Source organism: Pirellulaceae bacterium, from assembly GCA_029243025.1.
GTDB lineage: Bacteria > Planctomycetota > Planctomycetia > Pirellulales > Pirellulaceae.
In genome coordinates this window covers 36,324-61,740 of sequence record JAQWSU010000032.1, presented here as the reverse complement: position 1 = coordinate 61,740, position 25,417 = coordinate 36,324, and the positions used below count along the sequence as shown (strand labels likewise).

At 52.8% G+C, this 25,417-nt stretch carries 17 protein-coding genes and 1 tRNA gene; 11 read left to right on the top strand and 7 right to left on the bottom strand.

Annotated features, from left to right (window positions below; genetic code table 11):
• Positions 1 to 77: 77 nt before the first annotated feature.
• From secD to P8N76_14725, 5 genes are all read right to left on the bottom strand, one after another.
• Positions 78 to 3,212 carry a protein translocase subunit SecD gene (secD, locus tag P8N76_14745; protein ID MDG2382924.1) on the bottom strand — a complete coding sequence of 1,045 codons (3,135 nt, stop codon included), beginning with the start codon at positions 3,210 to 3,212 and terminating at the stop codon, positions 78 to 80.
• Between the two features lie 59 nt (positions 3,213 to 3,271).
• A complete protein-coding gene (yajC, locus tag P8N76_14740) occupies positions 3,272 to 3,673 on the bottom strand; it encodes a preprotein translocase subunit YajC (GenBank protein MDG2382923.1) in 402 nt (133 codons plus the stop codon).
• Positions 3,674 to 4,072: 399 nt separating this feature from the next.
• The gene (tgt, locus tag P8N76_14735) at positions 4,073 to 5,197 is read right to left on the bottom strand and encodes a tRNA guanosine(34) transglycosylase Tgt (protein MDG2382922.1); all 1,125 of its coding nucleotides are present in this window, start codon (positions 5,195 to 5,197) and stop codon (positions 4,073 to 4,075) included.
• Positions 5,190 to 6,515 carry a DNA-directed RNA polymerase subunit alpha C-terminal domain-containing protein gene (locus P8N76_14730; GenBank protein MDG2382921.1) on the bottom strand — a complete coding sequence of 442 codons (1,326 nt, stop codon included), beginning with the start codon at positions 6,513 to 6,515 and terminating at the stop codon, positions 5,190 to 5,192. The genes tgt and P8N76_14730 overlap by 8 nt, the downstream gene beginning before the upstream one ends.
• 57 nt (positions 6,516 to 6,572) lie before the next feature.
• Positions 6,573 to 6,646 (bottom strand) — tRNA-Thr (locus P8N76_14725).
• A 917-nt stretch (positions 6,647 to 7,563) separates the two neighbouring features.
• On the opposite strand from P8N76_14725, the gene P8N76_14720 reads away from it, so the two are divergent.
• Together P8N76_14720 and P8N76_14715 are read left to right on the top strand one after the other, a co-directional pair.
• A complete protein-coding gene (locus P8N76_14720; GenBank protein MDG2382920.1) occupies positions 7,564 to 8,223 on the top strand; it encodes a VPLPA-CTERM sorting domain-containing protein in 660 nt (219 codons plus the stop codon).
• A gap of 126 nt (positions 8,224 to 8,349) precedes the next feature.
• Complete coding sequence (locus P8N76_14715) at positions 8,350 to 9,174, top strand: phosphatidylinositol-specific phospholipase C/glycerophosphodiester phosphodiesterase family protein (GenBank protein MDG2382919.1); 825 nt, start codon at positions 8,350 to 8,352, stop codon at positions 9,172 to 9,174.
• 62 nt (positions 9,175 to 9,236) lie between these two features.
• Here the strand turns inward: P8N76_14715 and solA are convergent, their stop codons facing one another.
• Complete coding sequence (gene solA, locus P8N76_14710) at positions 9,237 to 10,361, bottom strand: N-methyl-L-tryptophan oxidase (GenBank protein ID MDG2382918.1); 1,125 nt, start codon at positions 10,359 to 10,361, stop codon at positions 9,237 to 9,239.
• A gap of 136 nt (positions 10,362 to 10,497) precedes the next feature.
• Here solA and P8N76_14705 point away from each other — a divergent pair, with 136 nt between their 5' ends.
• Positions 10,498 to 11,217, top strand: a complete 720-nt coding sequence (locus P8N76_14705) for an NYN domain-containing protein (protein MDG2382917.1) — start codon at positions 10,498 to 10,500, stop codon at positions 11,215 to 11,217.
• Positions 11,218 to 11,263: 46 nt separating this feature from the next.
• Here the strand turns inward: P8N76_14705 and purD are convergent, their stop codons facing one another.
• Positions 11,264 to 12,562 carry a phosphoribosylamine--glycine ligase gene (gene purD, locus P8N76_14700; protein MDG2382916.1) on the bottom strand — a complete coding sequence of 433 codons (1,299 nt, stop codon included), beginning with the start codon at positions 12,560 to 12,562 and terminating at the stop codon, positions 11,264 to 11,266.
• A gap of 512 nt (positions 12,563 to 13,074) precedes the next feature.
• Here purD and P8N76_14695 point away from each other — a divergent pair.
• From P8N76_14695 to coxB, 8 genes are all read left to right on the top strand, one after another.
• On the top strand, positions 13,075 to 14,211 hold the full coding sequence (locus P8N76_14695; GenBank protein ID MDG2382915.1) for a ubiquinol-cytochrome c reductase iron-sulfur subunit: 1,137 nt from the start codon (positions 13,075 to 13,077) through the stop codon (positions 14,209 to 14,211).
• Between the two features lie 72 nt (positions 14,212 to 14,283).
• Positions 14,284 to 15,060, top strand: a complete 777-nt coding sequence (locus P8N76_14690) for a cytochrome b N-terminal domain-containing protein (protein MDG2382914.1) — start codon at positions 14,284 to 14,286, stop codon at positions 15,058 to 15,060.
• A 69-nt stretch (positions 15,061 to 15,129) separates the two neighbouring features.
• Positions 15,130 to 16,476, top strand: a complete 1,347-nt coding sequence (locus P8N76_14685) for a hypothetical protein (GenBank protein MDG2382913.1) — start codon at positions 15,130 to 15,132, stop codon at positions 16,474 to 16,476.
• Positions 16,477 to 16,521: 45 nt separating this feature from the next.
• A complete protein-coding gene (locus P8N76_14680; GenBank protein ID MDG2382912.1) occupies positions 16,522 to 21,309 on the top strand; it encodes a hypothetical protein in 4,788 nt (1,595 codons plus the stop codon).
• Between the two features lie 267 nt (positions 21,310 to 21,576).
• Complete coding sequence (locus P8N76_14675; GenBank protein MDG2382911.1) at positions 21,577 to 22,359, top strand: hypothetical protein; 783 nt, start codon at positions 21,577 to 21,579, stop codon at positions 22,357 to 22,359.
• 18 nt (positions 22,360 to 22,377) lie between these two features.
• Entirely contained in the window at positions 22,378 to 23,268 is an 891-nt protein-coding gene (locus tag P8N76_14670; protein ID MDG2382910.1) for a hypothetical protein, read from the top strand.
• A gap of 27 nt (positions 23,269 to 23,295) precedes the next feature.
• Positions 23,296 to 24,567 (top strand): c-type cytochrome, encoded by a 1,272-nt coding sequence (locus tag P8N76_14665; GenBank protein MDG2382909.1) that lies wholly within the window; start codon positions 23,296 to 23,298, stop codon positions 24,565 to 24,567.
• A gap of 31 nt (positions 24,568 to 24,598) precedes the next feature.
• The gene (coxB, locus tag P8N76_14660) at positions 24,599 to 25,414 is read left to right on the top strand and encodes a cytochrome c oxidase subunit II (protein ID MDG2382908.1); all 816 of its coding nucleotides are present in this window, start codon (positions 24,599 to 24,601) and stop codon (positions 25,412 to 25,414) included.
• Positions 25,415 to 25,417: the final 3 nt, after the last annotated feature.

Here is a 25,417-nt window from a genome sequence, read left to right as displayed (position 1 = left end):
GATGAATAGGAAGAGAACGCGGATCCCTGTTGTTTCGCAGGACCCGCATTCGTGCTGATTTTTACCGATTTTGCGACCTATGCCGCGACCTTTTGTTTCTTTCCCGTAGGCTTCTTTCCAGCACCACTCATCCACAGCAGCATGGGGGAGGCGACGAAAATCGAGCTGTAGGTACCGACGATTACGCCCACCAGCAAGGCGTAGGCGAACGCGTGAATGCCCTGCCCGCCAATCACATACAGGATTAGCACGGCGATCAGCGTTGTCAGCGAGGTCAACACGGTACGACTTAAGGTCTGATTGATACTCAGGTTGATCATGTCGGCGGTCAGAAACTGACTTTTTCCACGCGATTCACGAATTCGGTCGAAGACAACGATCGTATCATTAAGTGAATAACCAATGATTGTTAGGAAAGCAGCCACGACTGGTAAGCTGATTTTGAACTCGTCGATGAGCAAAAATCCGAATACCTTGGAGAGCCAAAGCGACAGTGCGATGGCGCCCAAGGTTACAAGAACGTCGTGGATCAGGGCAACTACGGCGGCCAGGCCGTAGACGACGCGTTGGAATCGGATCCAGATGTAGAGGATGATTCCCAACAAACTGGCGATTACCGCGGCAATCGCCATCCGAGTCTTATCGCCAGCAATGGCGGTTCCGATTTGATTGGCAGCCAGCCAGACTGGCGTGGAGTTCATGCGGGTTTTTAGGGCTGAAAGGATCCGACCGGCATCCTCGATTCCGCATGACATTTTTAGCGTCCACTCGATGTAACCCTGGCTGCTTTGGCCATCCCATTCGGGATTCGTCAGCACGATGCCGGGTTCACGAACAGAAAGTTCTTTTGCTGTCTCTCGAATGATCATCTCAATCGTTTCGGCATTGATCTTTTCATCAAAGTTCAAGGTCGATTGAGAACCGAGTTGGTTCCATTCTTTTTCGCTAATCTCTGGACTAGGATCACTTGAATCGGTTGCTTCCGATTTGCCGCCATTTGGATCGGATTTTTCTTCCTTGGCAGTGTCTCCAGCCGCAGTTGACGATTCGTCGGAGTTTTCCGAGTCCTTGTCGTCGTCTTGGGTGATTGGATTGCCCAGCGTATCAATGTCGGGAGCCTGATTCGATTCTGGAGCAGGTTTCACGGGCGGCGTGTAGCTGAAGTTGTGCATTTTTAAGATAGAGACGCCCTGATCATCCCGCAGTTGCGCGATCAGAGCATTTTGGACTGTCACAATCGTTGTCTCAGTTTGGTCTTTTGAGTCGCTTTCGGTGGGTGCCGGCGTGTCGGCAGCTGTTGGAAGTGATGTATCGATACGATAGATACTTCCAGTGGGAAGCTTTTCCGATTTCACTTCAGTAACGGTGACGGTTTCCACGATTCCCTTATCCCGAAGGCCATTGATAAGGTTTCGCATCTTGCCGATTTCTTGGGGAGTCTCTAATTGAACTTGGACTGAAGTCCCACCGAGAAAATCGATGTCGAAGATTTGTGGGCCACGGGCCACCACACCCGCAAGTCCTGTCAGGATGACGACGATGGAACAAGCAGCAGCCAAGTGCCGTTTGCCCATCAAATTCCAGTTGGGCGTCGTCAGGATCTGAAGCATCGTAAGCTTTTTGATCCAGCGAGTTCGTTCGGCGATGTCAAATACGACTCGCGAGCAGAAGATCGCGGTAAACAAACACATCAGAATACCGAAGATCAACGTGACCGCAAAAGCTCGTAGTTGTTCGCTGCCAATGATGTAGAGAACGAGGGCAGTGATTAATGTCGTGACATTGGCATCGACAATCGTTCGGGTGGCTCGCCCAAAACCGTTTCGAATTGCCATCCTTAATGCAGCACCGCTGCGTAATTCCTCGCGAATTCGTTCGAAGATAAGAACATTCGCGTCGACCGACATGCCAACGGTCAGGACCAAACCTGCCATGCCAGGTAGCGAAAAGGCAGCACCGACGAAGATCATCAGAGCCAACACCAACGCCAAGTTCAACAGCAGCGCGAGGCAGGAGACAAGCCCAGCAAAGTGATAGTAGAAAATCATGAAGACGAGGACGGAGACCAAGGACACACCAATGGCTCGCTTGCCTTGTTCAATGGTATCCTCGCCGAGTAACGGACTAATTTCATTCTGGCTCAGAGGCTCGCTGCGGAGGACGGCCGGAAGTCGACCGGCTCGCAACACGTTCACGAGTAAATCGACCTCTTCCTTGGTGAACGAGCCCTCGATGATGCCGCGTCCGCTGATTTTTTCATTAATTCTGGGAGCCGAGATAAGCTCACCATCCATGACGATTCCCAGGAGTGAAAAGCTATTGGTATTTTCGTCAGGAGAGTATTTTGCGGTCAGGTTTCCCATCAGTCTCGAACCGGCGCCGGTCATATCGAAATAGACGCAGGGATTCATGTCGTTGTAGCCGGATCGAACGCCAGCTAAATGTTTCCCCTCGAGTGCGGGAGTCCGCTCCACGACCATCAAAACTTCTTTGCGTCCGCGAACGATGCGGGTTTTGCCATTGGGTGGATCGATTCGATAGATGGGCTCTTCGCCCTCGGCAACGGGTTGCGTCGGGTCGATGCTGAGCCTGGCCCATTGACCAATCACGACGCCGTTATCATTGAGGACTTGGTATTGTCCAGCTTGGCTAGGGGCGTCGGCCATTCGGCAGAGATATGAGTCTTGGTCTTGGTCGGCCACGATCATGAATTTGAGGAATCCACCGGTCGTGATCAGCTTTTGAACCTGCTTGGCTTCTTCTTGTGTCACATCGGGAATGATGATCTCAACTTGATTGTCACCGTAGCGTCGTACGACAATTTCTTGAACTCCGCCCGGATTAATTCGACGGCTTAATGCCTGAATCAAAGCATTCATGTCGACGGAATCGTTCGCCACGTTTTGCTGGTCGTCTGCGTCTGCGTCTTCGTCTTCGTCGCTTCGCTGGTTCGTCGCATTTTGCCTGGTTTTCTCTTGATCCACCTCGTAGACCAGGATGATTCCACCTTTGAGGTCAATGCCCTGCTTGGGTGGCCAGCTGGTATACAAGATCAGAGCAGCGATGCCGATGACTGCGACGATCAAAGAAACCTTCCAACCGGTTTCCGGCATTCGCAATGACTTTCGGACATAGGTGCCCAAAAATGCGGCTAAGATCGCGATGATGATTAAGGCGAAAGGCACGACGTATGGCGATGATACCGATTCCATCTCTTGGATTCCTAAGTGTTCAAATGGACGAAGCTTCTAATCGAGTCCTACCCCTAACGTCAGCTTTCCGTTTCCGCGTTAGTAGTGTCCGTCGTGATGACGCGACTGATTGAATTTCGTTGAACTCGTAACCGGGTATTGTTGCTCTCATCGACTTTGACTGTTACCTCGTCAGAATCCTTTGGAGCATTCACGATGGTTCCATAAATACCGCTGGTCATGACCACGCGATCATTTTTTTTGAGATTCTGAAGCATCAGCTTCATCTCGTCCGCTTTTTGTTTTTGGGGTCGGATCATAATAAACCAGAACAAGACACCGATTAAAATCCAGGGAGCGAACGCCCAAAGCAAATCGGTTGTATCTGTCGGATTTGCTGCTCCATCGGCGGGAGCTTCGGCGAGTAAGATGCAGAAGGTGTTCAGGTCAAACATGTTTTTGCGGCCGAGCCCTTTCAGCATTTGGGACTCAGCGGTTGTAAGCCGGATGAGATTGGGTTCAGGATTCAAAAGCAGTTGAAAACAGCAGCATTTGAAAGTCGAATGAGCCGACTTTCTATGTTGTAGCTCTCTCCCGCAAACAGAAACAGCCCGACTGACGCTTAGTCGGGCCGCCCCTACATTTCTATAGGCGAATCTATGGTAAACCCTTACGGGGTAAGCGGCAATAGTCAATTGACCTCCATGACAAACATCTCTTCGGTAGAAAGCTCAGCCTTGGCAAACGGCGCAGTTTTCGTCGCTCGGGTATGCGTGATGCGCGTGAATGCGGTGTGATGTGGAGCTTTGGGCAGCGCGATTTTGTAAACAAACCGCGCTGCCCGGTCATGAAGAGGCTGTGGAGCCCTTGTCTCTCAGCTGCTAAGCCGCCCACTGCGCCAGCTTTTTGTCGAAGAACGGCAAGAATTGGCCCTTCTCAATCGCCGACCTTGCCTCACTTAATATCCGCTGATAGTAGGTGAGGTTGTGAATCGAGACCAGAATCGGCCCGAGCATTTCTTTCGCCATGAACAAGTGGCGAATATAACCTCGACTGCGTTGGCAGGCAGCGCAGCCGCAATTCGAAGCGATGGGGCGGTCGTCGCTGCGATGTTGTTCGTTTCGCATGCGGAGAGTCCCTTCATCTGTAAAAGCCAAGGCATTTCGCCCGTTTCGGGTCGGCATCACGCAATCGAAAAGGTCGATTCCACGGCGGACGGCTTCAAGCAGATCTTGGGGGCGGCCCACCCCCATTAAATATCTGGGGCGATTTGCCGGCATCGCAGGGCAAGTGAAGTCCAGCACACGGTACATCTCGGCGGGAGGTTCGCCAACGCTGAGTCCTCCCACGGCGTAGCCGTCGAAATCGAGCTTGATCAGTTGTTCGCAGTTGGAAATTCTGAGACCTTCGTGCAGGCCACCTTGAATAATCCCAAATTGTGCCTGTTTCGGAAAACGGGTATCGCGGCAGCGTCCCGCCCAGCGGATGCTTCGCTCAGCCGCTTCGCGGATCATTTCATCCGAGTTGGGCAGCGCGATGACGTGGTCCAATACCATCGCGATGTCGCTCCCTAAAAGGTGTTGGATTTCCATCGCCCGTTCGGGGCTGAGCTCCATCAGGCTGCCGTCAATATGCGAGCGAAATTTTGCCGATTGCTCGTCCACTTTTGTTCGTTCAGCCAAGCTGAACACTTGGAAGCCACCGCTGTCAGTTAGGATCGGGCCCGTCCAGCCCATGAAGCGATGTAGGCCTCCCAGGGAGTGCACAAGCTCGGCACCGGGTCGCAGTGCGAGGTGATAGGTGTTGCAAAGCACCATTTGAGCAGCGGTGGAGCGCAGTTGAGAGAGCTCGACCCCTTTGACCGTTCCCAGAGTGCCCACCGGCATGAACGCCGGTAGGTCAACCGATCCGTGGGGGGTCAACAGGGTTGACCGTCGCGCGGCGCAATCAGGATCGGTTCCGAGTAAATGGAAGCCAAACCCGCTTGTGGGTAGGTTTTCAGTCACCCCGAAGTTTCAGCGCATGCTGAGTCAGTTTTTCTCGAACTTCGGTCAGGCTGGTTACGCCGAAGTTCTTGCACTCAAGGAGATCATCGCCCGTGCGGCGTAATAGTTCGCCAACGGTGCTAATGCCGAGTCGCACCATGCACTTTCTCGCTCGAACCGACAGGTTGAGCTCAGAGATGGGGCGTTCCAGCAGAGCTTGCTCGTCGGGCGACATGTTTTGGTAGTCGATTGTCGGTTCAGGCTCAGCTTTTTCATGTGCGAACTGTCCGAGATCCAACCCCTTGGACCGCAGCATTTCTCGGATTTCAATGAGGGACGTTTCGCCAAAGTTCTTGCTGGCTAACAATTCCTGCTCGGTGCAACGCGTCAAATCGCCAAGCGTTCCGATTCCCATTTTCTGCAGGCAATTACGGCTTCTGACCGAGAGTTCGAAGTCGGTGACGGGGACACCCAGAACCTGAGACATCCGGTCGCGTTTCTTTTGTGCTTCCTCGTCGTAATACATGTCGCCGGACGCTTGAGCATCCTGCAAAAATAGATTGGCTCGGTCGTGTGCCGGGAACGAATCGAGGATGCGTTGATAGCACTTTTGAGCCCGATCGTATTGCTCACGGTCTTCGTAAAGAATGCCGAGGTTGAGCAAGGCACCGACGTGGCTGGGGAAACGAGCTGTAGCCCGTTGGTAAAGGCCAACGGCCACATCGTCATTCCCACGCCGGTCGTTTTCCAACGCGAGCCCAAACAGTGCGCCCGCGTGGCCGCCATCAGATTCAACCGCCCGTTCGTACAACGCACAAACCTCTTCGGGGTTGCCGCCAAGAGCCGCAATCGTCGCTCCTCGCTGGTACAAATAGCCGGCCGTTTGTTCGACCGCACCGGAAAGATTGTCGAGCCGCTGTAAAGCTTCTTCGCTTTTCCTTGAGCCACGCAGCGACTCGGTGACTCCTAACTCACAAATGCCCGGGTCGTAACCAGCTCGCTTGGCCGACTCGAAACTTGTCGTGGCCGCATCGTAGTTGCAAAGGTAAAGCTTCGCTTTGCCCTGATAGAAGTGTGCAAGCGCACCACCGTCGGCGTTCGAGAGCGTCTTGTAAGAAAGCTCATATTGGCCAAGCAGATATTGGCAAACTCCTAGCCGCACCGTGGAGGCCGGCGTGTGGCTCTCGCGTGTTTCAAGTTCGGCAACCGCATCGCGTAATACCGTCAAACGGGTTGCGTCCTGACTGACCGAATCAATGATCTGTTTGATTTCCTGCGGACCAAACGAACCGTCAGAAAGAACAACATCGCGTACGTCGAAATCCATCACTTGAGACATTGTGTTCAGGTCCTGCCCTCAAAATATTGTGTCGAACGACAAAACTGTCACGCGGAGAGCCAGCGGCGGGAGTCGAACCCGCAACCCCCGCATTACGAATGCGGTGCTCTGCCGATTGAAGCTACGCTGGCGGCCGAAAATACGTTGTCAACTCGTTCCCGAGACACAACTTACGCCCGAAACGAAGCGTTGAAGTGTAACGAAAGCCTTGCGAATTGAAAAGGCGGGGCGTTGGGCGGCCGCTGCACGGCTTTTGTTGGTAGGTTACTCGCGGGGGAATGGGGGGCTTGGGGATGGTTCTCGGTCTTGGCTGTTTTTTGCCACCCGGATCCTGCGAGCCGTTTCGGGCGGAGGCTGGTTTTCGTTGGGCCCCTGTACTCAAAGGAGGCTCGCGAGCTAACCGCCGGAGAGGCCCCAACGGTGGCTGCCGGCTGCATTTGAGGGCGAGATGAATCATTTCAACTTAAGGCCGTCACTCTCCGACCGAAAACATCATCGGCGGTTTAGCTTCATTGACGTTTTGGGCTCTTGCGTCAATAAAAGCCTTGCATTCCTTTTAATCTTCAATTTTCTGCTTGCTTTTTTATCCAACCCCGTTTTAAATGATCGCATACACCGACGGATTTTCATCTACTGAAAAGCTGTCTGCACCTTTTGGAGGGTCTACTGCACAGTAATTACCTTGAATCGCAAGAAACGAAACCCCGGCAATTTCCGTGATCGGTGCCTCTCGCAAGATTGGTAGATCAGCCTTTCGACGGTGGTTTGCGAAGATAGAAAAGTAACTGTGTGGTCGCTTCAGAGTCCTCCGTTCTCGGTTGTCGCTGACGACTCTTCCCTGTCTTTTCTCGTGCCCGATCTCCTGCAATTTCGCGGGTTGTGCGTGGCCGCGTCATCTTTTTTTCTTGCTGCTTGATTCTCGGTAGCTCTTCTTGTGTTTTCCAATCTGCTTATTCCTTCGTGCTCATTGCGCTTGGGAGCTGCGGGCAGATTGTGGCAGTACAGCCTTGAAGTTTTGCACGTGCATTGATTTTTGGGAGTTAAAATTATGACGAAACGTTTATTGCGAGTTTGCCTTGCGGTGGCGTTAGTCGCGGGAATTCAGTCAGCCACCCTCGCGGCGACAGTGCCATTGTCCGATTTACTTGCCGGGGGCGTGTTTGCGTCTGGAGACAAGATTTTCACCGATTTTTCCTATTCGAAAAACGGTGACATGCCGCCCGCCGAAGTTGTCAACGTGATCGACATCACCGACAACGATGGAAATTATGGAATTCGCTTCCAGGGCTCGTTTGTCGACAACGCCGGTGGAAACGCATCCGATGCGCTGATCACTTTCAACGTGAGTGTCCCGGATGACTCAGCCTACGAGATTGTGGGTGTCAATTTGACCGCCAATCCGGCGGTCTTCAACGGAACTGGTTTGGCATCGGTGACGGAGACGTTCGTTCCGACGATTCCAGACAATAAGTTGGTGGTCTACGATTTTGGTGGCGGCGACGACAAGTTGACCGACTCCATTTCCTTTGACGGTTACAAAATGCTTCCTGTGCAAAAAGATATCATTCTTCATGCCACGGGTGACACGGGTGCTGCGACGATGTCGTTTATCGATCAGACATTTGTCCAACAAGTACCTGAACCTGCTAGTCTGACCCTTTTGTTGGGAAGCCTTGCAGGGCTAGGATTGCTGCGTCGACGAAAATAGTCAACCGCCTTCCTCGGAGTTAAAGACGCAATGCACGGCAGTCTTTATGGCTCGCGCTGTTTGAAGCGCGGGCCTTTTTTTATAGGTGTTATTAATTGCTAGACGGATTTAGATTGGGAGTTTGGAATGTTTCAACGCGTTTCTTCATGCGCTTGGCTAAGTTGGCTGTTGCTGTTGGTGGGGGCGTGTTGGGGGAACGCCGAGATTGTTCCGCTTAAGGCGACGCACGCTCACAATGATTATTACCATCCGCGGCCGTTGTTGGATGCTTTAGAACAAGGTTTTTGTAGCGTTGAGGCGGATGTGTTTCTGGTCGATGGTAAACTTTTAGTTGCGCATAGTCGTGGTGAAATCGATCCCTCGAAAACGCTTCAGGCTTTGTATCTTGATCCGCTACGTTCCCGCGTGGAAAAAAACGAAGGCCGTGTCTATCGACGCGGTCCCGAATTCACTCTGCTAGTTGACTTCAAATCGGTGGGGCCAGCAACTTTTATTGCCCTTCGTGAGCAGTTAAAACCCTATCGCGAAATGCTCACTTCTTTTCACGATGGAGTGGTCGCAAATCGGGCTGTGCAGCTCGTGATTAGCGGTAATCGGCCGATCGAGTTGATTGACGATAGTGATTCCCGCTACGTCTTTGTGGATGGTCGGTTGGCTGACCTCGAAACGGACCCTCTTCCGTTATTGATGCCCCTTATCAGTGATCGATGGACGTCCCACTTTCGATGGCGAGGCGAAGGGCAGATGTCAGTTGCAGAGCAGGAAAAGCTAGATGCGATCGTTAAACGTTGTCATGATCGCCAGCAACGAATTCGATTTTGGGCGACACCCGATTCGCCGGCTGTGTGGGGCCGCTTGCATGATGCGGGAGTCGATCTGATCAATACGGATGACCTGTCGGGCCTGGCAGGTTTCTTGCAAGGCAAGGCAACGCAGGCTGCTTCGCCTTGAAATTTTTCGGTGTGAATTAGCTTCTGTTTCAGGGCAGCCGGATTGATTGTTGCCGGCACGCATCAACGAAATCGTGCCAGTGAGAGGAAGTCGATGGGGTGTGGTGAGCCGCCGTGCAGCACGAGGTTCGCAAGGATCTCGCCCAATACGCTGGCAAACTTGAAGCCATGTCCCGACATGCCTGCCGCAAAAGCGACGCGTGGATTGCTGGGGTGTGAGTCGACGATGAAGTGTTCGTCTTCCGAAAGTGTGTACAGGCAGACTTCATGTCGAGTACGTTCTAAGTTCACGTTGACGAGTTGGGTTGAGATGAATTCGTGCACGCGTTGTTCATCCACTGGGTCCGGAGATCGGTCCACTGCAGCGGGGTCGTCGATGGCGTCTGCCCCGCTGTGTTCTGCGACTTTGACTCCGAATTGGTCAAAGGCTGGGAAGCCATAGAAATAGCCTTGAGGGCGTTGGTAGAAAAAAGCCGGGCACGGTTGGCTTGCCTCCCATCGCCTGTCGTCGGTGTGAAACCAGTGGATGTGTTTGCGGGCGACCTTTAATTTGACCGGGATTGGCAGTAGTTTACTTGTCCACGCGCCTCCACAGACAATCAATCGCTCGGTCTGGAACCTTTCCGAATTGGTGGCGAGGACGATTGGATTGCTTTCCAGGTCGATTCGATTGACTCGGCAGTTAAGGTGTAATTCGGCGTGATGAGCTACCGCTGCGCGGATGTGACTTTTTACGCAAGACTCGACGTGAAGCACCCCGGCAGTGGGTTCGAAAATCGCAACCATCTCTTCGGGCACACGAAATAACGGGAACCGTTCTTGCGACTCCCGAGCGGAGAGGGTTTCGATCGCAAGGTTGTGTTGCCGAGCACTAGCTTGGATGCCTTGGATTAGGGTTTCATGGGGAGGGCCGAATTCAACCAATCCAATTTGATCGAAGAGATTGGTCTCGGTCTCGGTTTCGAGTTCGTGCCACAATTGATAGGCTCGCCTGAGCAGAGGGACGTAGTCCGGGTGTTCGAAATAGGCTTGTCGAATGATGCGGCTTTGGCCGTGTGAACTCCCTTGGTCGTGGGCGACAGTGAATTGGTCGATTCCAGCCACCCGTAGGCCGTGCTTGGCGAGATGGTAAATCGCTGCACTGCCGATGCCGCCAGTGCCTATCACCACTGCATCAAAAACTTTCATTTTCAGATCTCGCAAAGACCAGGCATCGCTTTTTGAAGTTGCATCCATCATACCATTCCGGTCACACTGTGAAGGTTGGGGCTTGAGTCGTCATCCGTCGATACAGCGGGTCGCGTCTAGTTTGAGAGTTTTGGTAATGGCAATTTTGATTGACGGTTACAACCTGTTGTTTACGATCGGGCTTCCGCGCGGGGCAGACGGTCCTCGTAAGCTTGAAGCGGCTCGGTTTTCACTGCTCGATTTCTTGGTATTGCAACTTTTGCCATCGGAAGTGGCTGCCACGACGGTCGTCTTTGATGCCAAGCAGTCTTGCCGCGCCGAGAATTCTCATTTTGATCACCGTGGGATCACGGTTCGGTTTGCCCACGAGCAAGAGGAGGCGGATGATCTGTTGGAGATTTTGATTGCCGCGGATCCTCATCCAGATCGGTTGTTAGTCGTTTCTAGCGATCGTCGAGTGCAAACTGCTGCGGTGCGGCGAAGTGCTCAAGTCGTTGAAAGCGAAGCGTGGTTAGAGCATTTGCAGGGGCGGGGCGTTGTATCGGCTGCGGAGGATTTAGGCAGCGAAAATCAAGATGATCAGAGGCAACACCAACCAAGTCCGGATGAAATACAGCATTGGCTCGATGAATTCTGCGGCATGGAGCCGGATGGTGTCGATCGTGCTAAGGGTGGACATGGAGTCGACGGGGCAGGGGATCGTGAAGGGCGTCGGGATTCAACTTCCCGTTCTTTGGGGGGCAAGAATTTGACTTCGGCAGATGAAGATTCGGACCCGCCGGCTGCAGAGCCGGTCGATCGGTCGGATCCAGCCTGGAATCCTTTCCCGCCGGGCTATGGCGAGGACCTGGGTTGAGACGCGAACTGGGTTGAGACGCGACCTTCCTCACGCTGACGACTCCTTAAGCTTTATCGTATTGCCGCGCCTTGTCGGAAATGTCTTTGCGGCACCAGGCTCCCTCCCAGCGAATGCATTGGACTGCTTTGTAGGCCTGTAGTTTGGCGGCGGCGATTGAATTGCCCATGGCTGTGACTCCGAGCACTCGGCCTCCGTCAGTCACGACGTCGCCATTGAGTGTCGCCGTGCCGGCGTGAAACACTTTGACGTCAGGGAACGCGTCGGCCTCTTTGATTCCGCGGATGGGCCGTCCTCGTTCGTAGGGGCCTGGGTAGCCATCGCTTGCCATCACGACGCAAACAGCGGGTCGCGGATCCCATTTCAGGGGTTCAAGGCGATCCAACTCGCCGTCAACGGCCGCATTGAGAATGTCCAGCAGGTCGGTCTGGAGTCTCATAAGCAGCGGTTGGCATTCGGGGTCGCCAAATCGCACGTTGTACTCGAGTACCTTGGGACCCTGATTCGTGATCATCATTCCAGCGTAGAGCACGCCTTGGAAGGGTCGGCGTTGTCGCTTCATGGTGTGAATTGTCGGAACCAAAACCTGCTCCTCAATCATCGACATCATGTCCGTGTCGACCAGGTCGGTTGGGCAGTAAGCGCCCATGCCTCCGGTGTTCGGGCCTTTGTCGCCATCGTAGGCGGGTTTATGGTCTTGGGCCGGCGAGAGTGGCAGGATCGTGCGCCCGTCCGTAATGGCGATCACGCTCGCCTCGTGACCGTCCAGTCGCTCCTCGACGACGATTTGATCGCCTGCTGCACCGAATTCGCGTTGTCCGCCGATGCGGTTGATCGCATCGAGTGCCTCCTGCCGAGTCGAGCAGACAATCACGCCTTTGCCCGCCGCGAGGCCGTCGGCTTTGATCACAACCGGGACGTCGACGGCATCTCGGTAACGATCATTAATGAAGCGTTGGGCTCCACTTGCCTCACGGAAGACTTGGTAGTCTGCGGTGGGTACGTCAGCTTGTCGGAGCATGTTTTTGCAGAAAACTTTACTTGCCTCGAGTTCCGCAGCGTTTTTTGCGGGCCCGAAAATTCGTAGGCCGGCTGCCTGGAAAGCATCAACCATTCCCGCGGCGAGAGGTGCTTCGGGTCCAACGACGGTCAAGCCAATTTGGTTCTTCTGAGCAAATTCGATGAGCCGTGGGATGTCTTCGGCGGGAAGATCGACATTCTCGGCGTCTGCGGCGGTGCCCGCGTTGCCGGGTGCCACAAAAACACGCTCCGAGCGGGGGCTTTGCGACAATTTCCAGGCGAGCGCGTGTTCGCGTCCGCCGTTTCCCACAACCAAAACATTCATCGCCCAGGCACTCCATGATTTTTTGTCGGCCGCTCAAGATCGCTCCCGATTCTAAAGGATCGGCGTGATTCGGTCACTCCGGCAGATCTGTGGATTGTCTGAAAGATTCAGCCGATCCGTTGTGGTGCCGTTTGGAGGAGGCGGCTCATTTCGCCGCTCGTCGGGAGTCGTCGGGAGCCTTGCCCGATCCCCGGAATTCGGAACAGTCGCTGGAGGCGGACCGCTAGCGCGAGCTTCGGGTCGGGGGGGGAGGCTTCGGGCTCCCCTTCTCGTTTCCAAAGAAGCTAACATTGCCGAGCGGCCTGGGTTGACAAAAAAGGTCCTTTGGCTACAACTTGGGTTGAGTTTGTGAAAAATGTCACAAGGACGTGGGCAGTAGAGGGCTTTCGGGCGGTAAAGTGTTAATCTTAAAGAACTTGCACTTCTTTGTGCGTTCTCGGTAGTACCCTCAGAGTTGGCTGTTCGCCGCAGTGATATTTCCAGTTATTTTTGACCTCTATGCAGGTTGAGAGATGGCAGACAATAAAAAAATGTCCGTTGAGGATATTCTGAAAGCGTGTCGGCAGGAGGGTGGTGGAGGAGCCGAGGCATCTGATGCTGGAGCTCCTGCGGAGCCTGCTGCGGAGCCTGCTGCAGAACCGTCGAAACCCGCTGCAAAGCCGCCGGCTGAGAAGTCGGGAGAGATGAGCGTCGCTGATATTTTGGCTGCGGCGCGAAGTGATGCAGGCGAGGGAGGTGGATCGGATGCGGCAGCCGAGCCGGCTGCTGAGGCTGAGCAAAAGCCGACCTCGAAGCCCGCAGGTAAGCCTGGGGAGATGAGCGTCACTGACATCCTTGCGGCGGCTCGCGGCGAGGGTGCGGCTGCAGCCAAACCGAAGCCAGCAGCGAAAGCGAAGGCTGCACCGAAGGCAGCCAAGGCGCCTGCCAAGTCATCAAAGGCTGCAGCTAAGCCGCCGGTTGGTCCGATGGACACTTCCAGTATTTTGGCCGCTGCTCGAAAAACTTCGAAGCCGGGCCCGATGTCGAAAGCGGAAGCGGCCGCGAAAGGGATCAAGCCCAAGGGAAAGTCGGCCGTATCGGCTCCCGCGATGCCGGCTAAGCCGGATTACGCGAGGCCGAAGGTTGCAGCGAGTTCCGACGAAGGGCGTCGGGGGTTTGTGAAGATCTTTATCGGCTCGTTTTTAGCAGTCGGATTCACGACGCTGACGCTGACAAACTTGCTGTGGGTTCTCGGCTTAGCTCGCTTTATGTTTCCAAATATCCTGATCGAGCCACCGAGTAAGTTTAAGGTCGGTTTTCCGATGGATTTTGCCCCCGGGACCGTTGACGCGAAGTTCAAGGCTCAGTTTGGTGTCTGGCTCGTTAATGCGGCGTATCAGGGGGAACAACAGATCGTTGCTTTGAAAACTGTTTGCACGCACCTTGGTTGCACGCCGAATTGGCTCGAAGCGGAACAGAAATTTAAGTGTCCCTGTCACGGCAGCGGTTTTTACAAAGACGGTGTTAACTTCGAGGGGCCTGCGCCTCGCCCGCTTGAGCGCTATGCGATCAGTTTGTCTGACGACGGGCAGTTGGAAGTTGACAAGAGTAAGACGTTTCAGGAAGAGATGGGTCAGTGGAAAGACGGGGCTTCGTTTGTTCCTGTTTAGGGTCTTTGATGCGGCTGGTCTCTTTTGTGTTTATTTGGAACCTTCCTCCCAATTCATTAGCAAAGCTTTATCATGCCTTCACTCGGTGAAGTAATTCGTAATTCTCAGATTTGGAAGAGTGTTTTTCGGCACCCAATGCCGGTCGATCGTCGGAATCGTATCGTTGTGATGCTGACGAACTTCTTTTTGCATTTGCACCCAGTCTCGATGAAAAAGCAGGGTATCGCACTCAGTTACACCTGGTGTATGGGCGGTGTTACCTTTTTCTTGTTTTTGGTTGAAACCGTCACTGGCGTGTTGTTGATGTTCTACTACCGACCCACGCTCGAGTGGGCGTACAGCGATATTCTTGCCCTCCGTGACGTCACCTCGCTAGGGATATTGCGCGAAATCCATCGTTGGGGTGCTCACGCCATGGTGATCGCCGTCTGGCTGCACATGTATCGTGTGTTTTTGACGGGTAGTTACAAACCACCTCGTGAATTTAATTGGGTGATCGGCGTGGTCCTGTTGTTGCTAACGCTTTTGCTGTCATTTACGGGGTATCTTTTGCCCTGGGATCAATTGGCGATCTGGGCGATTACGGTCGGGTCGAACATGGCTCGGGCAACACCTTTCCTTGGGTCTGAGGGACCAGGGGCTCAGTTATTAAATGTCGGGGGGATCGACATGATCACAATGGGTTCCGATGCGCGGTATGGGTTGCTTGGTGCAAGATTTGTAGGAGAAGAAACTTTGAATCGTTTCTATATCCTGCATTGCATCGCGATTCCATTGGCGGCGGCTCTGTTGTTGGCAATTCACTTTTGGCGCGTTCGTAAGGATGGCGGTATCAGCGGGCCGCTGTAAGTGGATCTGGCAGTGGGCTGATCCTTTTGAATGCAATTACCATGATTTGGTAACAAGAAACGGTTTGAGATGCACGGAAACGAAGACCAATTCCTTGAAGGCGTTTCAGGATTCCTGGGCACCTATTTTCTTCTTCTATCATTGATGAATGGTATTGCAGCGTATTACTGCTGGCAGTCGTTGAAGAAAACTCGTTTGGCGGGTTGGTGGCTCGCACTGGCGATGCTCTTTTTGGTGATGTCGCCCTTTGCCTATGCAGGTATCAACGGTAGTCCCGCGATGATGAAATGGATCGGGATGCCGACGGTATTCAAGGACTTTGTCGATACTTGGTTAGCTAACGCAGTGGCCTACACGCTGGGCACGACTCTCGTGTTGGTTGTGCTGTATGTGGGCCGTCGGTTCTTTGTCAATCCTGTCGTTGCCTGGGTTGGTTTGAACTTTTCGCTCTTGTTTATGGGGATGTCGATCGTTGATCCCGAATTTGCAGCGATCGTAACGAAACCGGACAACGTGCCGATTGTTGCGATGGTCTTTTTGCTTGGTTTCTTCACCTGGTTGGCAACCCATCGGTCGGTCCAAAACGACGACCGGATGGAGCAAGGGTTAGAGCCGCTAGAGGCACTTGAGAAGGAAAAAGTTTTGGTATGGCCCGATTTGGTCTACACCGAAATGATTTGCATGATCGCGTTGACTGCGATCCTCATCTTGTGGGCGATCGGTCTGACGGCTCCTTTGGAAGAGCCAGCTAGTAGTGTGAAAACCCCGAATCCGTCGAAGGCACCCTGGTACTTTCTTGGTCTTCAGGAAATGTTGGTTTATTTTGACCCTTGGATGGCGGGCGTTGTTTTGCCTTCCCTCGTTGTCGTCGGATTGATGGCAATTCCATTTCTTGACTTCAATCAAGAAGGTAACGGCTACTACACCATTAAGCAGCGTCGCTTTGCCTACATTATTTTCCAGTTAGGTTTCTTGGAGTTGTGGGTCACGCTGATCATTTTGGGCACCTTTTTACGGGGGCCGAACTGGAACTTTTTCGGTCCCTATGAGTTCTGGGATGCACATAAGGTGGAAGCGTTGAACAGCATCGATTTGTCTCAGTACTTTTGGATAAAAGGACTCGGGCGGGCGCTACCGAAAGCGCCGGAGGGAGCTACCATGCTCACGCAAATCGCCTTTATCGTTTATCGAGAGTCCCCAGGAATCTTGTTGACACTTGCCTATTTTATTGTGATTCCACCCATGTTAGCTGTAACCCTGTTCCGCAGCTTTTTTGTGAAGATGGGTTTTGTTCGCTATATGGTGATGTCCAACCTGCTGCTCTTCATGGCCTTGCTACCCTTGAAGATGGTGCTGAGGTGGACGTTGAACCTCAAGTACATCATTAGTATCCCCGAGTATTTTCTCAACTTGTAGTTTGGCGATGTTGCCAACTTCGCGTGGTCGATTGGAGTTCGAAATATGCCCGCAACCGAAAAAACCTGGCGTGACCAAAAGATGTTGCACGTCGTGTTTGGTTGTACCGGTTTGGTAATGCTAATCTCGACGATCTGGATGTTCGCCGCGGATCATTCGCGCGAATGGAAAGATTATCAACGTAAGATGCGTAGCGTCGACGTTCGGATGACCGGATGGCGCATGGCCGAGGAACAAACTCGTGCCAATGCACAGAATCGAGACGAATTGCTGGAGCAATTGCTGCTCGAAGAGATGTTAGCGCCCAGTAAAAAGACATTCGACCAATTTCTATCCAAGGTGAAGGATGATGCCGAAATTAAACGGCTCAACGACCTCTACACCAAGCTCACCACAGCGGGGGGCGACGATAAGCCGGTTAAGGACGACAACAAGAAGTTTCACAAGCTCTACGCCGAGATCAACAAAGCGGGGATCAATGACGAAACGCGACGAGATCGTCGTGTGGAATTCCTGAATGAATTGCGTGACAGAGACGGCGAAAACACGCTCTATGGCAGGATGAACGGCGTTGGGTTTGATTGCGAAACGCTGCGAGATCGTCGTGCCAAGCTCATGAGTGGCCTGGCGACCGCCGTTAGCCAGGCGAAGTTTAACGAAGATAATCTGCTCAGCCGGCGGAAATTCAAGTCGGCGGACTACGATGAACGCCGGGCTCAGTACGACCTTGCGGTTCGTGATGGTCTCAAGGATCGGATGAAAACGCTGCAGGCAGAAGTCAATAAAGAAAAAGCTCAACGCGACTTGTTGACGCGGGAATATCAGGATGCTGCGGAACGTCGTAACCTGATGCAGTCCAGTTTGGAAGAGATGAATCATCAGGTCAGCTTGTTGCATGATGATATCGAAGAGAAGCAAGCTGAATTCGGGCGACTTGCATCGTCGCTCGATGAGCGTCAGGCGAGCTACTTCACGGTACAGCCTCCGTTCCTGGGGAAGAAGTGGTTGGAATTACCGATCCTCGACGCCTTTAATTCACCGCTGAAGATTGACAACCTGTGGACGAAAGACCTCACGATTTCTAACGGTAGCTTTGGTTCGGTCACTCGATTCGATCGATGTACGACTTGTCATCAGGCGATGGACAAGACGGCGGCCGGATCGGCCGTCGATCCCCTGTATGCACACCGCCACGAGGTTGTCTTTGAGATTATTTTGCCAGAAACGGCTCCGGAGGCGACGGAAACTGCCGACGGTGAGGATGTTGAGCCGACCTTGGCATCGGTCTACGGTATTGAGTTGGCCGATGAAGGTCTGGTCTCAGTCAGCGAGGTCACGGTCCGAAGCGTTCTGCCAGACAGTCTCGCTGCATTTGCTCGCCATATTTCCGGTTTCGTTGAGCAGGCGGATGGGCTGAGGGTTGGCGATGTTTTGGCGTTTGTCAATCAGGACAAAGTTTTGTCTGCTGATCAGGCTCGTCGTTATCTGCTGGACAACGCGAAGTGGGGCGAAACAGCCAAGCTTACGGTACGCCGTGGTTTGCCTCATCCCTACAGTTCACATCCTCGTTTGGATCTCTTTGTGGGCTCGCTTAGTCCTCACAAGCTGACGACGTTCGGATGTTCAATCTGTCACGAAGGGCAGGGGAGTGCCACCGAGTTTAAGTGGGTCTCGCACTCGCCGAATAACGCCGAACAGCAGCGGCGCTGGACGCAGGAGTATGGTTGGTTTAACAACCACCACTGGATCTACCCAATGTATCCGAAACGTTTCGCGGAAAGCTCCTGTTTGAAGTGTCATCACGAAGTGGTCGAGCTCCAATTGGCTGATCGGTTTGAAGAGCCCCCGGCGCCGAAACTTACTCATGGTTACGATTTGATTCTTACTTATGGCTGTTTTGGCTGCCACGAGATTAACGGGTACAAGGGACCTGACCAGCGGATCGGTCCTGACATGCGTTTGGAGCCGAACTATTTTGCGGCTGCTGCCGAGGTGAAAAGCGATCCGTCCTTCAAAAAACTGGATCAGGAAGAAAAGAGCTGGGTTAATCAGCTGATCTATCACCCGGAACGGAATCACGTGAGGCACGAATTGCTGACATTCCTCAAGGAAGATGCTTTCGCAGCAGACCCGATTCTGACCAAGACAGCGCATGATCAGATCGCGAATCTTGAGGATGTTGAAACTCCGGGTGATTTGCGAAAAGTCGGCCCGAGTCTTCGACATGTGAAAGATAAGTTGGGTGCCGAATTCCTGTACGATTGGATTCAAGACCCCAAGCACTTCCGGCCTTCGACCACAATGCCACGCTTCTTTGGTCAGTGGCGACATTTGGACGAAGAGGAAAAAGCCGTTTCGAAGCGATATGAGCCCATTGAGATTCTTGGCCTAGTCAAGTACTTGCTCGACGACAGCCAGCCTCAAGAGTTTATTTCACCTGCCAAAGGGATAACGAAGTCGACCGTTGACGAGCAAATTGCTCGCGGGAAAATGCTGTTCGAAACCCGCGGGTGCTTGGCCTGCCATCAGCATGACGACTTTTCCTACGCCAGTGCCACACACGGGCCGAACTTGTCCAATGTTGGAGATAAGTTCAGCGTGAAGGGGACTCCTGATGCGAAGCGTTGGATGTACACTTGGCTTCGAAATCCGGACCTCTACCATCCTCGCACAAAAATGCCAAATCTCTATTTGGAAGTAATTGAGCATCCCGACGGGACCAAAACCGATCCGGCGAGCGACATCGCGATGTTCCTGCTCAATAGCAAAGACGGCTGGAAGCCGGCTGCGGATGTGGTGGGTCGACTCCAGCTCGACGATGAAGGACTCAAGAATCTCAACGGGCTCTTGCTGGAGCATCTGCAGGCGAAGATGAATCTTAAGGATGCCGAGGCGACGATTAAGAACAACACGTTCCCAGAGTTCGTCAAGGAGAATATCACGGGTTCGGAGTTGTTGTTGAGCGGCGAGATAACGCTGGAGAAAAAGTTGAACTACATCGGTGCCCGTACGATTTCGAAGTACGGATGCTACGGTTGCCACGACATTCCAGGTTTCGAGGGGGCCAAGCCAATCGGTGCGGCTCTGGCAGGTTGGGGGCGAAAAGATCCTTCCAAGCTTGCGTTTGAGCACATCGCTGAGTACTTGCACACCGGACATCACGGCGAAGGTCACGGCGAAGGTCACGGCGAGTCGGCTGACGGATTCGTCGCGAAAAAAGATGACTCCGAAGCGAAGTCGCGGACGCCTCAGGAAGAAGCAGAGCATCAGCGACAATTGGCATTTGACGCCGAGTTCTACGAGCAGAGTCTTAGTGACCATGAACGTGCTGGTTTCATTTGGCAAAAATTGAAAGAGCCTCGCAGTTATGACTATGCCAAAGCTCGTAATAAGGATTCGTTCAATGATCGATTGCGGATGCCGATGTTCCCGTTTGATTTCAAAGAACGAGAGGCTGTAATCACGTTCGTGCTCGGATTAGTTGCCGAACCGCCGGCGAATGAGTTTGTTTATCAGCCGGATGAAAAGCGGCAGTCGATCATCCAAGGCAGCAAGGTTTTGGAAAAGTTTAACTGCATCGGCTGTCACATTATCGAGCCCGAGAAGTGGAAAATCGAGTTTGCTCAGGGAGAATTTGGACCGCAAGGAGGTAATCCGCAGGATGCTTTCCCCTTCATGCGACCCAACTATAACCGCTACCAAATCGATGATTCCAAGGAAACGGATAAGTACCGATCCTTGCTTGAGGCTCACTTGGTCGGCATGCCAACGATCGACCGTGACGGACAGCAGATTATCTACGATGAGGAAGGTGATCCCGTCGAAGAGGGTTATGATTACGATCCTAATACTCTCTTGTATTCTTTCGATCTTTGGCTGCCCACGCTCCTCGATGGCGAACCCTATCAGGTTGGGCTGAACCCGCTGGAGATCCCGGCGTCCTCAATTGTTAAGCGTAGTCCGACCTACGGTGGCGATCTGACGAAATGGTTGCTCCCTCGCATTGTCGACATCGCGCGGAAAAACGATCCGCAGGCCGATGCGAAACAGGCGTACGGTTGGCTTCCGCCACCCCTGCTTGGCGAAGGTAACAAGGTTCAATCCGATTGGTTGCACGAGTTTTTGTTGGAACCGTCGATGATTCGCCCTGCGGCATTTATGCGAATGCCCAAGTTCAACATGTCTCCGGAAGATGCCACCGAATTGGTAAGCTACTTCGCAGCTCGCGATGACGCTGTTTACCCATACGAATATACGCCTTGGACTCAAACGGTACGTTTGAACGAGGAAGGCACCGAGTACGAGGCTATGGTTAAAAAGCTGCCTGAAGCTGATCGACCTCCGGGACAAACGAGGTTGGATCAGGCGATGAATGTGATCACCAGCAACGATTACTGTGTGAAGTGTCATCTCGTTGCGGATTACGATCCAGGCGGTTCGCTGTTGGCAAAAGCTCCCGACTTGTCAGTTGTGCACCGTCGTTTACGACCGGAGTATCTTCAGCACTGGATTGCGAAGCCGGTTCAGATTCTGCCTTACACGCCGATGCCTGTTAATATTCAATTCAATTCCGAATTGCCACACTTGGGCGGTGTAAGTCAAAAGCTGTTTCACGGTACGAGTATTGAACAGCTCAATGCGGTTGTTGACCTGTTGATGAATTACCCGCTCTATTCGAAAGAAAGAGCCCCGATTGCTGAGTTAGTCAAGCCCGCCCCGACCGGTACCGGTGAGGGGGAATCGGGCGCATCGGAAGCGGCGGCGACCGGCGCCGCCACGACTGATGCGGCTGCCACTGATGTGCTGCCGTCATCGGATGCGGCTAGCGAGTAACGGAATGCACGACCAAAGTAAAACAGGAGCCAATAGCTCGATGAAAAACTCAGCTCGAATTACTTACACTCTTTTACTGTGCTTACCTACCTGCCTTTGGCTTGCTGGTTGTAACAAAAGGCAATCCGCCCCTTACTCCTCGGCCACAACCAATGCGGCTGATATGGAAATTCCCACCGTTCAATTGCCTGACGACTCCGCGGGTACGCCCGACTCTTCCTCATCCAAAGAGGGTTCGTCGGGGGAAACTAACTAGGAGATATGAGAATGCGCCATTTGACCTTTGCGATCGTCCTTCTTGGCTCCCTTTTTGCGGCCGTGCCTGTGCACGCTCAATGGGGAACGCTCACCGGTCAGTTTGTTTATGACGGTAAGGCACCTGCGCCTCAGCCCGCAAAGATCAACAAGGATGTGGCCGTTTGCGGCAAGCATAATTTGGTAAACGAAGATCTCGTGGTGAATCCGGAAAACGGCGGGATACAAAATATCGTGTTGTTCCTCTACGTGGGGCGGGGAAAGAAAGCGCCACAACCCCATCCCGATTACGCGGCAACAGCCAACGATGAGGTGGTATTGGATAACTCGAATTGCCGTTTCGAACCGCACATCGCATTGGTCCGCACGACGCAGACATTGGTGGTTGGAAATAAGGACAGCATTGGCCACAACACGAAGGTGGATGTGTTGAAGAACATTCCCATCAACCCAATTGTGCCCGCGAGTAAGAGCATCAAGCAAAAGTTCCCTAAGGAAGAACGGCTACCAGCTTTGGTGAGTTGTTCGATCCATCCTTGGATGAGTGCTCGTATTTTGATCAAAAAGAGTCCCTACATGGCCGTGACTGACAAAGACGGTAAGTTTTCGATCAAAGATTTGCCCGTGGGTAAGCACACCTTTCAGGTCTGGCAAGAGAGTTCTGGCTACGTGTCTTCGGTAACGATTGATGGCAAGAAGACCAAATGGAGCAAAGGTCGTTTCGATTACACCGTCAACGACGGTGAAAATGATATGGGTGTGATCAAGGTGGGTGCGTCCCTGTTTAAAAAGTAGGGCTTGTAGATAAGGTTAATGATGAAGTACTCACAAAGAATTTGGCGTTGTATGTTGCTGGCCGTTGTTGCCTCGGTGGTGGGCTGTAATAACCAACTTGACTTGCCTCGAGCGAAGCAGCCTAACATGGAAGTGGTCAGTGATATTCAGGCCGGATTCGAGGTAGGGGAAGTGGCCGAATCGACAGACACGTCGAATGCCGTTTCGCCGACTGGCTTTGCAACCTTGCGGGGAACTTTCAAATTGGAAGGCGAACCGCCGACACTGCCGGTGGTGAATGTCGACAAAGACACCAATATCTGTGCTCCCGGTGGAAAGACGGTTTACGATCAGGACTTCGTCTTTGATCCGTCGACCAAGGGCATCGCCAATATCGTCATCTATGCGGAAAAAGTCCCGGAAGCATGGATTCATGACGATGCCCAAGCCGGAAAAACGAACGAAGTGAAGTTTGACCAGAAAGAATGTGTCTTTCTCACCCGCATGGTCGCAATTCAGACTACCCAAAAGCTGCGGGCTCTCAACAGTGATCCGGTGGGTCATAACCTAAAAGTGGCCTCGTTCAACCAGACCATTCCCTCCGGTGGCTATGCGGTCTACCAGCCGCTGAAGCAGGAACGGTCCCCGGTCGAGATGAACTGCAGCATTCATCCCTGGATGAAGGCATGGATGCTCACTCGCGACAACAGTTATTTTGCCGTCACCAAGCCGGATGGTTCATTCGAAATTCCGAATCTTCCCGCCGGTGTGAAACTCGAATTTAAAGTTTGGCAGGAACGCTCAAAGTTTGTAACGGAGGCGACCGTCAATAACGAGAAAACGAAATGGTCGAAAGGGCGGATGTCGATCACCCTGCAACCTGGGCAGGATGCAGATATGAACGTAGTTTTGGACGCCTCGCTTTTCTAATTGGACCCATCGAGTCAATAGTTTCAAATGACTAACACGATGTTAAATCACGGTTTGCAATCGGGTGCACGAGTGATCGTTGCGCTTTCAGTCTTCGGAGTCTTGTCGATTGTTGGTTGTTCCAAACCAACCGCTTCGTTCTCCGAGAATTTGCTGTTTCTGAAGTATCAGGAGGAGCAAAATGACGGGTACAGTGATCAACAGCAACAAGACATCGTTGATGCGGTTGCTGCTCTGTTTGGGACGCCCGATGAACCGATTTTTATCCCGGTAGAAGGACGCGACCAACTACTGCAGATGAATCGTGTGAAACAAGCGGCGGGGCCCGTCAACAGTGATGAATATGGTAACGGGCGCGGTCTTTATCGCCAGCATTGTGTTCACTGTCATGGGATTACAGGCAACGGCCGCGGTCCCACGTCAGCCTTTCTGAACCCGTATCCGCGCGATTTCACGATGGGAAAGTTTAAGTTCACGAGTACGCCCGTTGGAATCAAGCCGACCGAGGCGGATCTCCGAAAGACGTTGATGAACGGTATTGCCGGGACGTCGATGCCGTCCTTTGCCTTGCTCAGCGAAGGTGAAGTTTCCGCCTTGATCGACTACGTCAAGTATTTGTCCGTACGTGGACAAGTCGAACGGGAGTTGATGATCATCAGTCCGGACTTTGTTGACTCCGAGGATGCTGAGGCGAACGAGCAAGCGCGGAAGGAGTTCTTTAGCTCTGATCTGCTTGTAAGTGACGTTTTAGCGTCGATTGTCGAAAGCTGGAATATGGCGGAGTCCATGGCGACACCTGTTCCGGAGCGACCAGCGAAGTTCGATCGCTTCAGCCCCGAGTTTGACGCCAAAGAGTTGGCGGCCTCGGTTGATCGTGGCCGTAACTTGTACTTTTCCAACGAAGCTCAGTGCGTGAAGTGTCATGGTCCGGCTCAGCTTGGCGATGGGCAAACCAACGACTACGACGATTGGACCAAAGAATTTTTTGATTGGAAGAAAACGGAAGACGAGATGTATCCCAAGAAGATGGAGACATTTCTAGCGCTTGGCGGTTTAAAGCCTCGTCACATCTTGCCGCGTAACCTGCGGAAAGGTGTTTATCGTGGTGGACGACGGCCGGTCGATATTTTCTGGAGGATTCACAATGGGATCGACGGTTCGGGAATGCCTGAATCCAACAAAGCCGCTTTAAAAAATGATGATCTTTGGGATTTGGTGAACTACGTGCTTCAACTTCCTTACGAGCCGGCGAGTCGACCGGGCGTGGAGTTGCGCACGAACACCAAAGAAGTTAGATAAACCTCAGCATTTGCTGAACGGGAGATTACTCGTGGGACGTTTTTGGAGCATCGTCTTTTTGCTCGTACCGATACTCGGTGTTGCCGTGTTTGTCTGTGCGATCATGACCGACAGTTTGTATGGCTATTGGTTTCCGGAAGATATATCGGATCACGGATATATCATCGATAATCTCTTCAACACGATCATGTACCTTACAGGGCTTATTTTCGTGGTGACGGGGGTCATGTTGTTTTGGTTCATGTGGAAATATGATGCGACGAGGAACACTGAGCCGGTCGTCTACACACATGGTAGCCATTCGCTTGAAGTGGTTTGGTCGATCCTGCCCGCCGCCGTGCTTCTGTTTATCGCGATCTATCAAATGAATGCCTGGGCAGATGCAAAGATCATTCGGCCGACAGAAATTGCGGCAAATGGAGAGGAAGTGGTGAAGCCACCCATTGTTCAGGTCACGGGGCGGCAATTTGAATGGCGAATGAGATATGCGGGGAAGGACCGAGTCATCGGGACGCCAGATGATGTGTTTACCGTGAACGAACTGCATTTGCCGGTTGGTGAAGAAGCGGTTATCACGATCAAGAGTGACGATGTCTTGCACAGCTTTTTCTTGCCGAACGCGCGGGTCAAACAGGATCTCGTGCCCGGAATGAAACAGTTCGTCTGGTTTCGACCGCTGAAGACGGGCGAGTTCGACATTGTTTGTGCCGAGCTTTGCGGCTGGGGGCATTACAAAATGAAGGGTCGATTGACCGTTCAATCACGTTCAGAATTTGACGCTTGGTTAGAAGAGGCTGAAGCCGCTCAAACCGTGGCCGCTTTTACTCCGAGCGATGAGGACGAATAGAGA

Excerpts from the sequence above, each read along its gene's own strand:
- secD (MDG2382924.1), bottom strand. The coding sequence starts at position 3,212 with ATGGAATCGGTATCATCGCCATACGTCGTGCCTTTCGCCTTAATCATC.
- yajC (MDG2382923.1), bottom strand. The coding sequence starts at position 3,673 with ATGCTGAAAGGGCTCGGCCGCAAAAACATGTTTGACCTGAACACCTTC.
- P8N76_14730 (MDG2382921.1), bottom strand. The coding sequence starts at position 6,515 with ATGTCTCAAGTGATGGATTTCGACGTACGCGATGTTGTTCTTTCTGAC.
- P8N76_14720 (MDG2382920.1), top strand. The coding sequence starts at position 7,564 with ATGACGAAACGTTTATTGCGAGTTTGCCTTGCGGTGGCGTTAGTCGCG.
- P8N76_14715 (MDG2382919.1), top strand. The coding sequence starts at position 8,350 with ATGTTTCAACGCGTTTCTTCATGCGCTTGGCTAAGTTGGCTGTTGCTG.
- solA (MDG2382918.1), bottom strand. The coding sequence starts at position 10,361 with ATGAAAGTTTTTGATGCAGTGGTGATAGGCACTGGCGGCATCGGCAGT.
- P8N76_14705 (MDG2382917.1), top strand. The coding sequence starts at position 10,498 with ATGGCAATTTTGATTGACGGTTACAACCTGTTGTTTACGATCGGGCTT.
- purD (MDG2382916.1), bottom strand. The coding sequence starts at position 12,562 with ATGAATGTTTTGGTTGTGGGAAACGGCGGACGCGAACACGCGCTCGCC.
- P8N76_14695 (MDG2382915.1), top strand. The coding sequence starts at position 13,075 with ATGGCAGACAATAAAAAAATGTCCGTTGAGGATATTCTGAAAGCGTGT.
- P8N76_14690 (MDG2382914.1), top strand. The coding sequence starts at position 14,284 with ATGCCTTCACTCGGTGAAGTAATTCGTAATTCTCAGATTTGGAAGAGT.
- P8N76_14685 (MDG2382913.1), top strand. The coding sequence starts at position 15,130 with ATGCACGGAAACGAAGACCAATTCCTTGAAGGCGTTTCAGGATTCCTG.
- P8N76_14680 (MDG2382912.1), top strand. The coding sequence starts at position 16,522 with ATGCCCGCAACCGAAAAAACCTGGCGTGACCAAAAGATGTTGCACGTC.
- P8N76_14675 (MDG2382911.1), top strand. The coding sequence starts at position 21,577 with ATGCGCCATTTGACCTTTGCGATCGTCCTTCTTGGCTCCCTTTTTGCG.
- P8N76_14670 (MDG2382910.1), top strand. The coding sequence starts at position 22,378 with ATGATGAAGTACTCACAAAGAATTTGGCGTTGTATGTTGCTGGCCGTT.
- P8N76_14665 (MDG2382909.1), top strand. The coding sequence starts at position 23,296 with ATGACTAACACGATGTTAAATCACGGTTTGCAATCGGGTGCACGAGTG.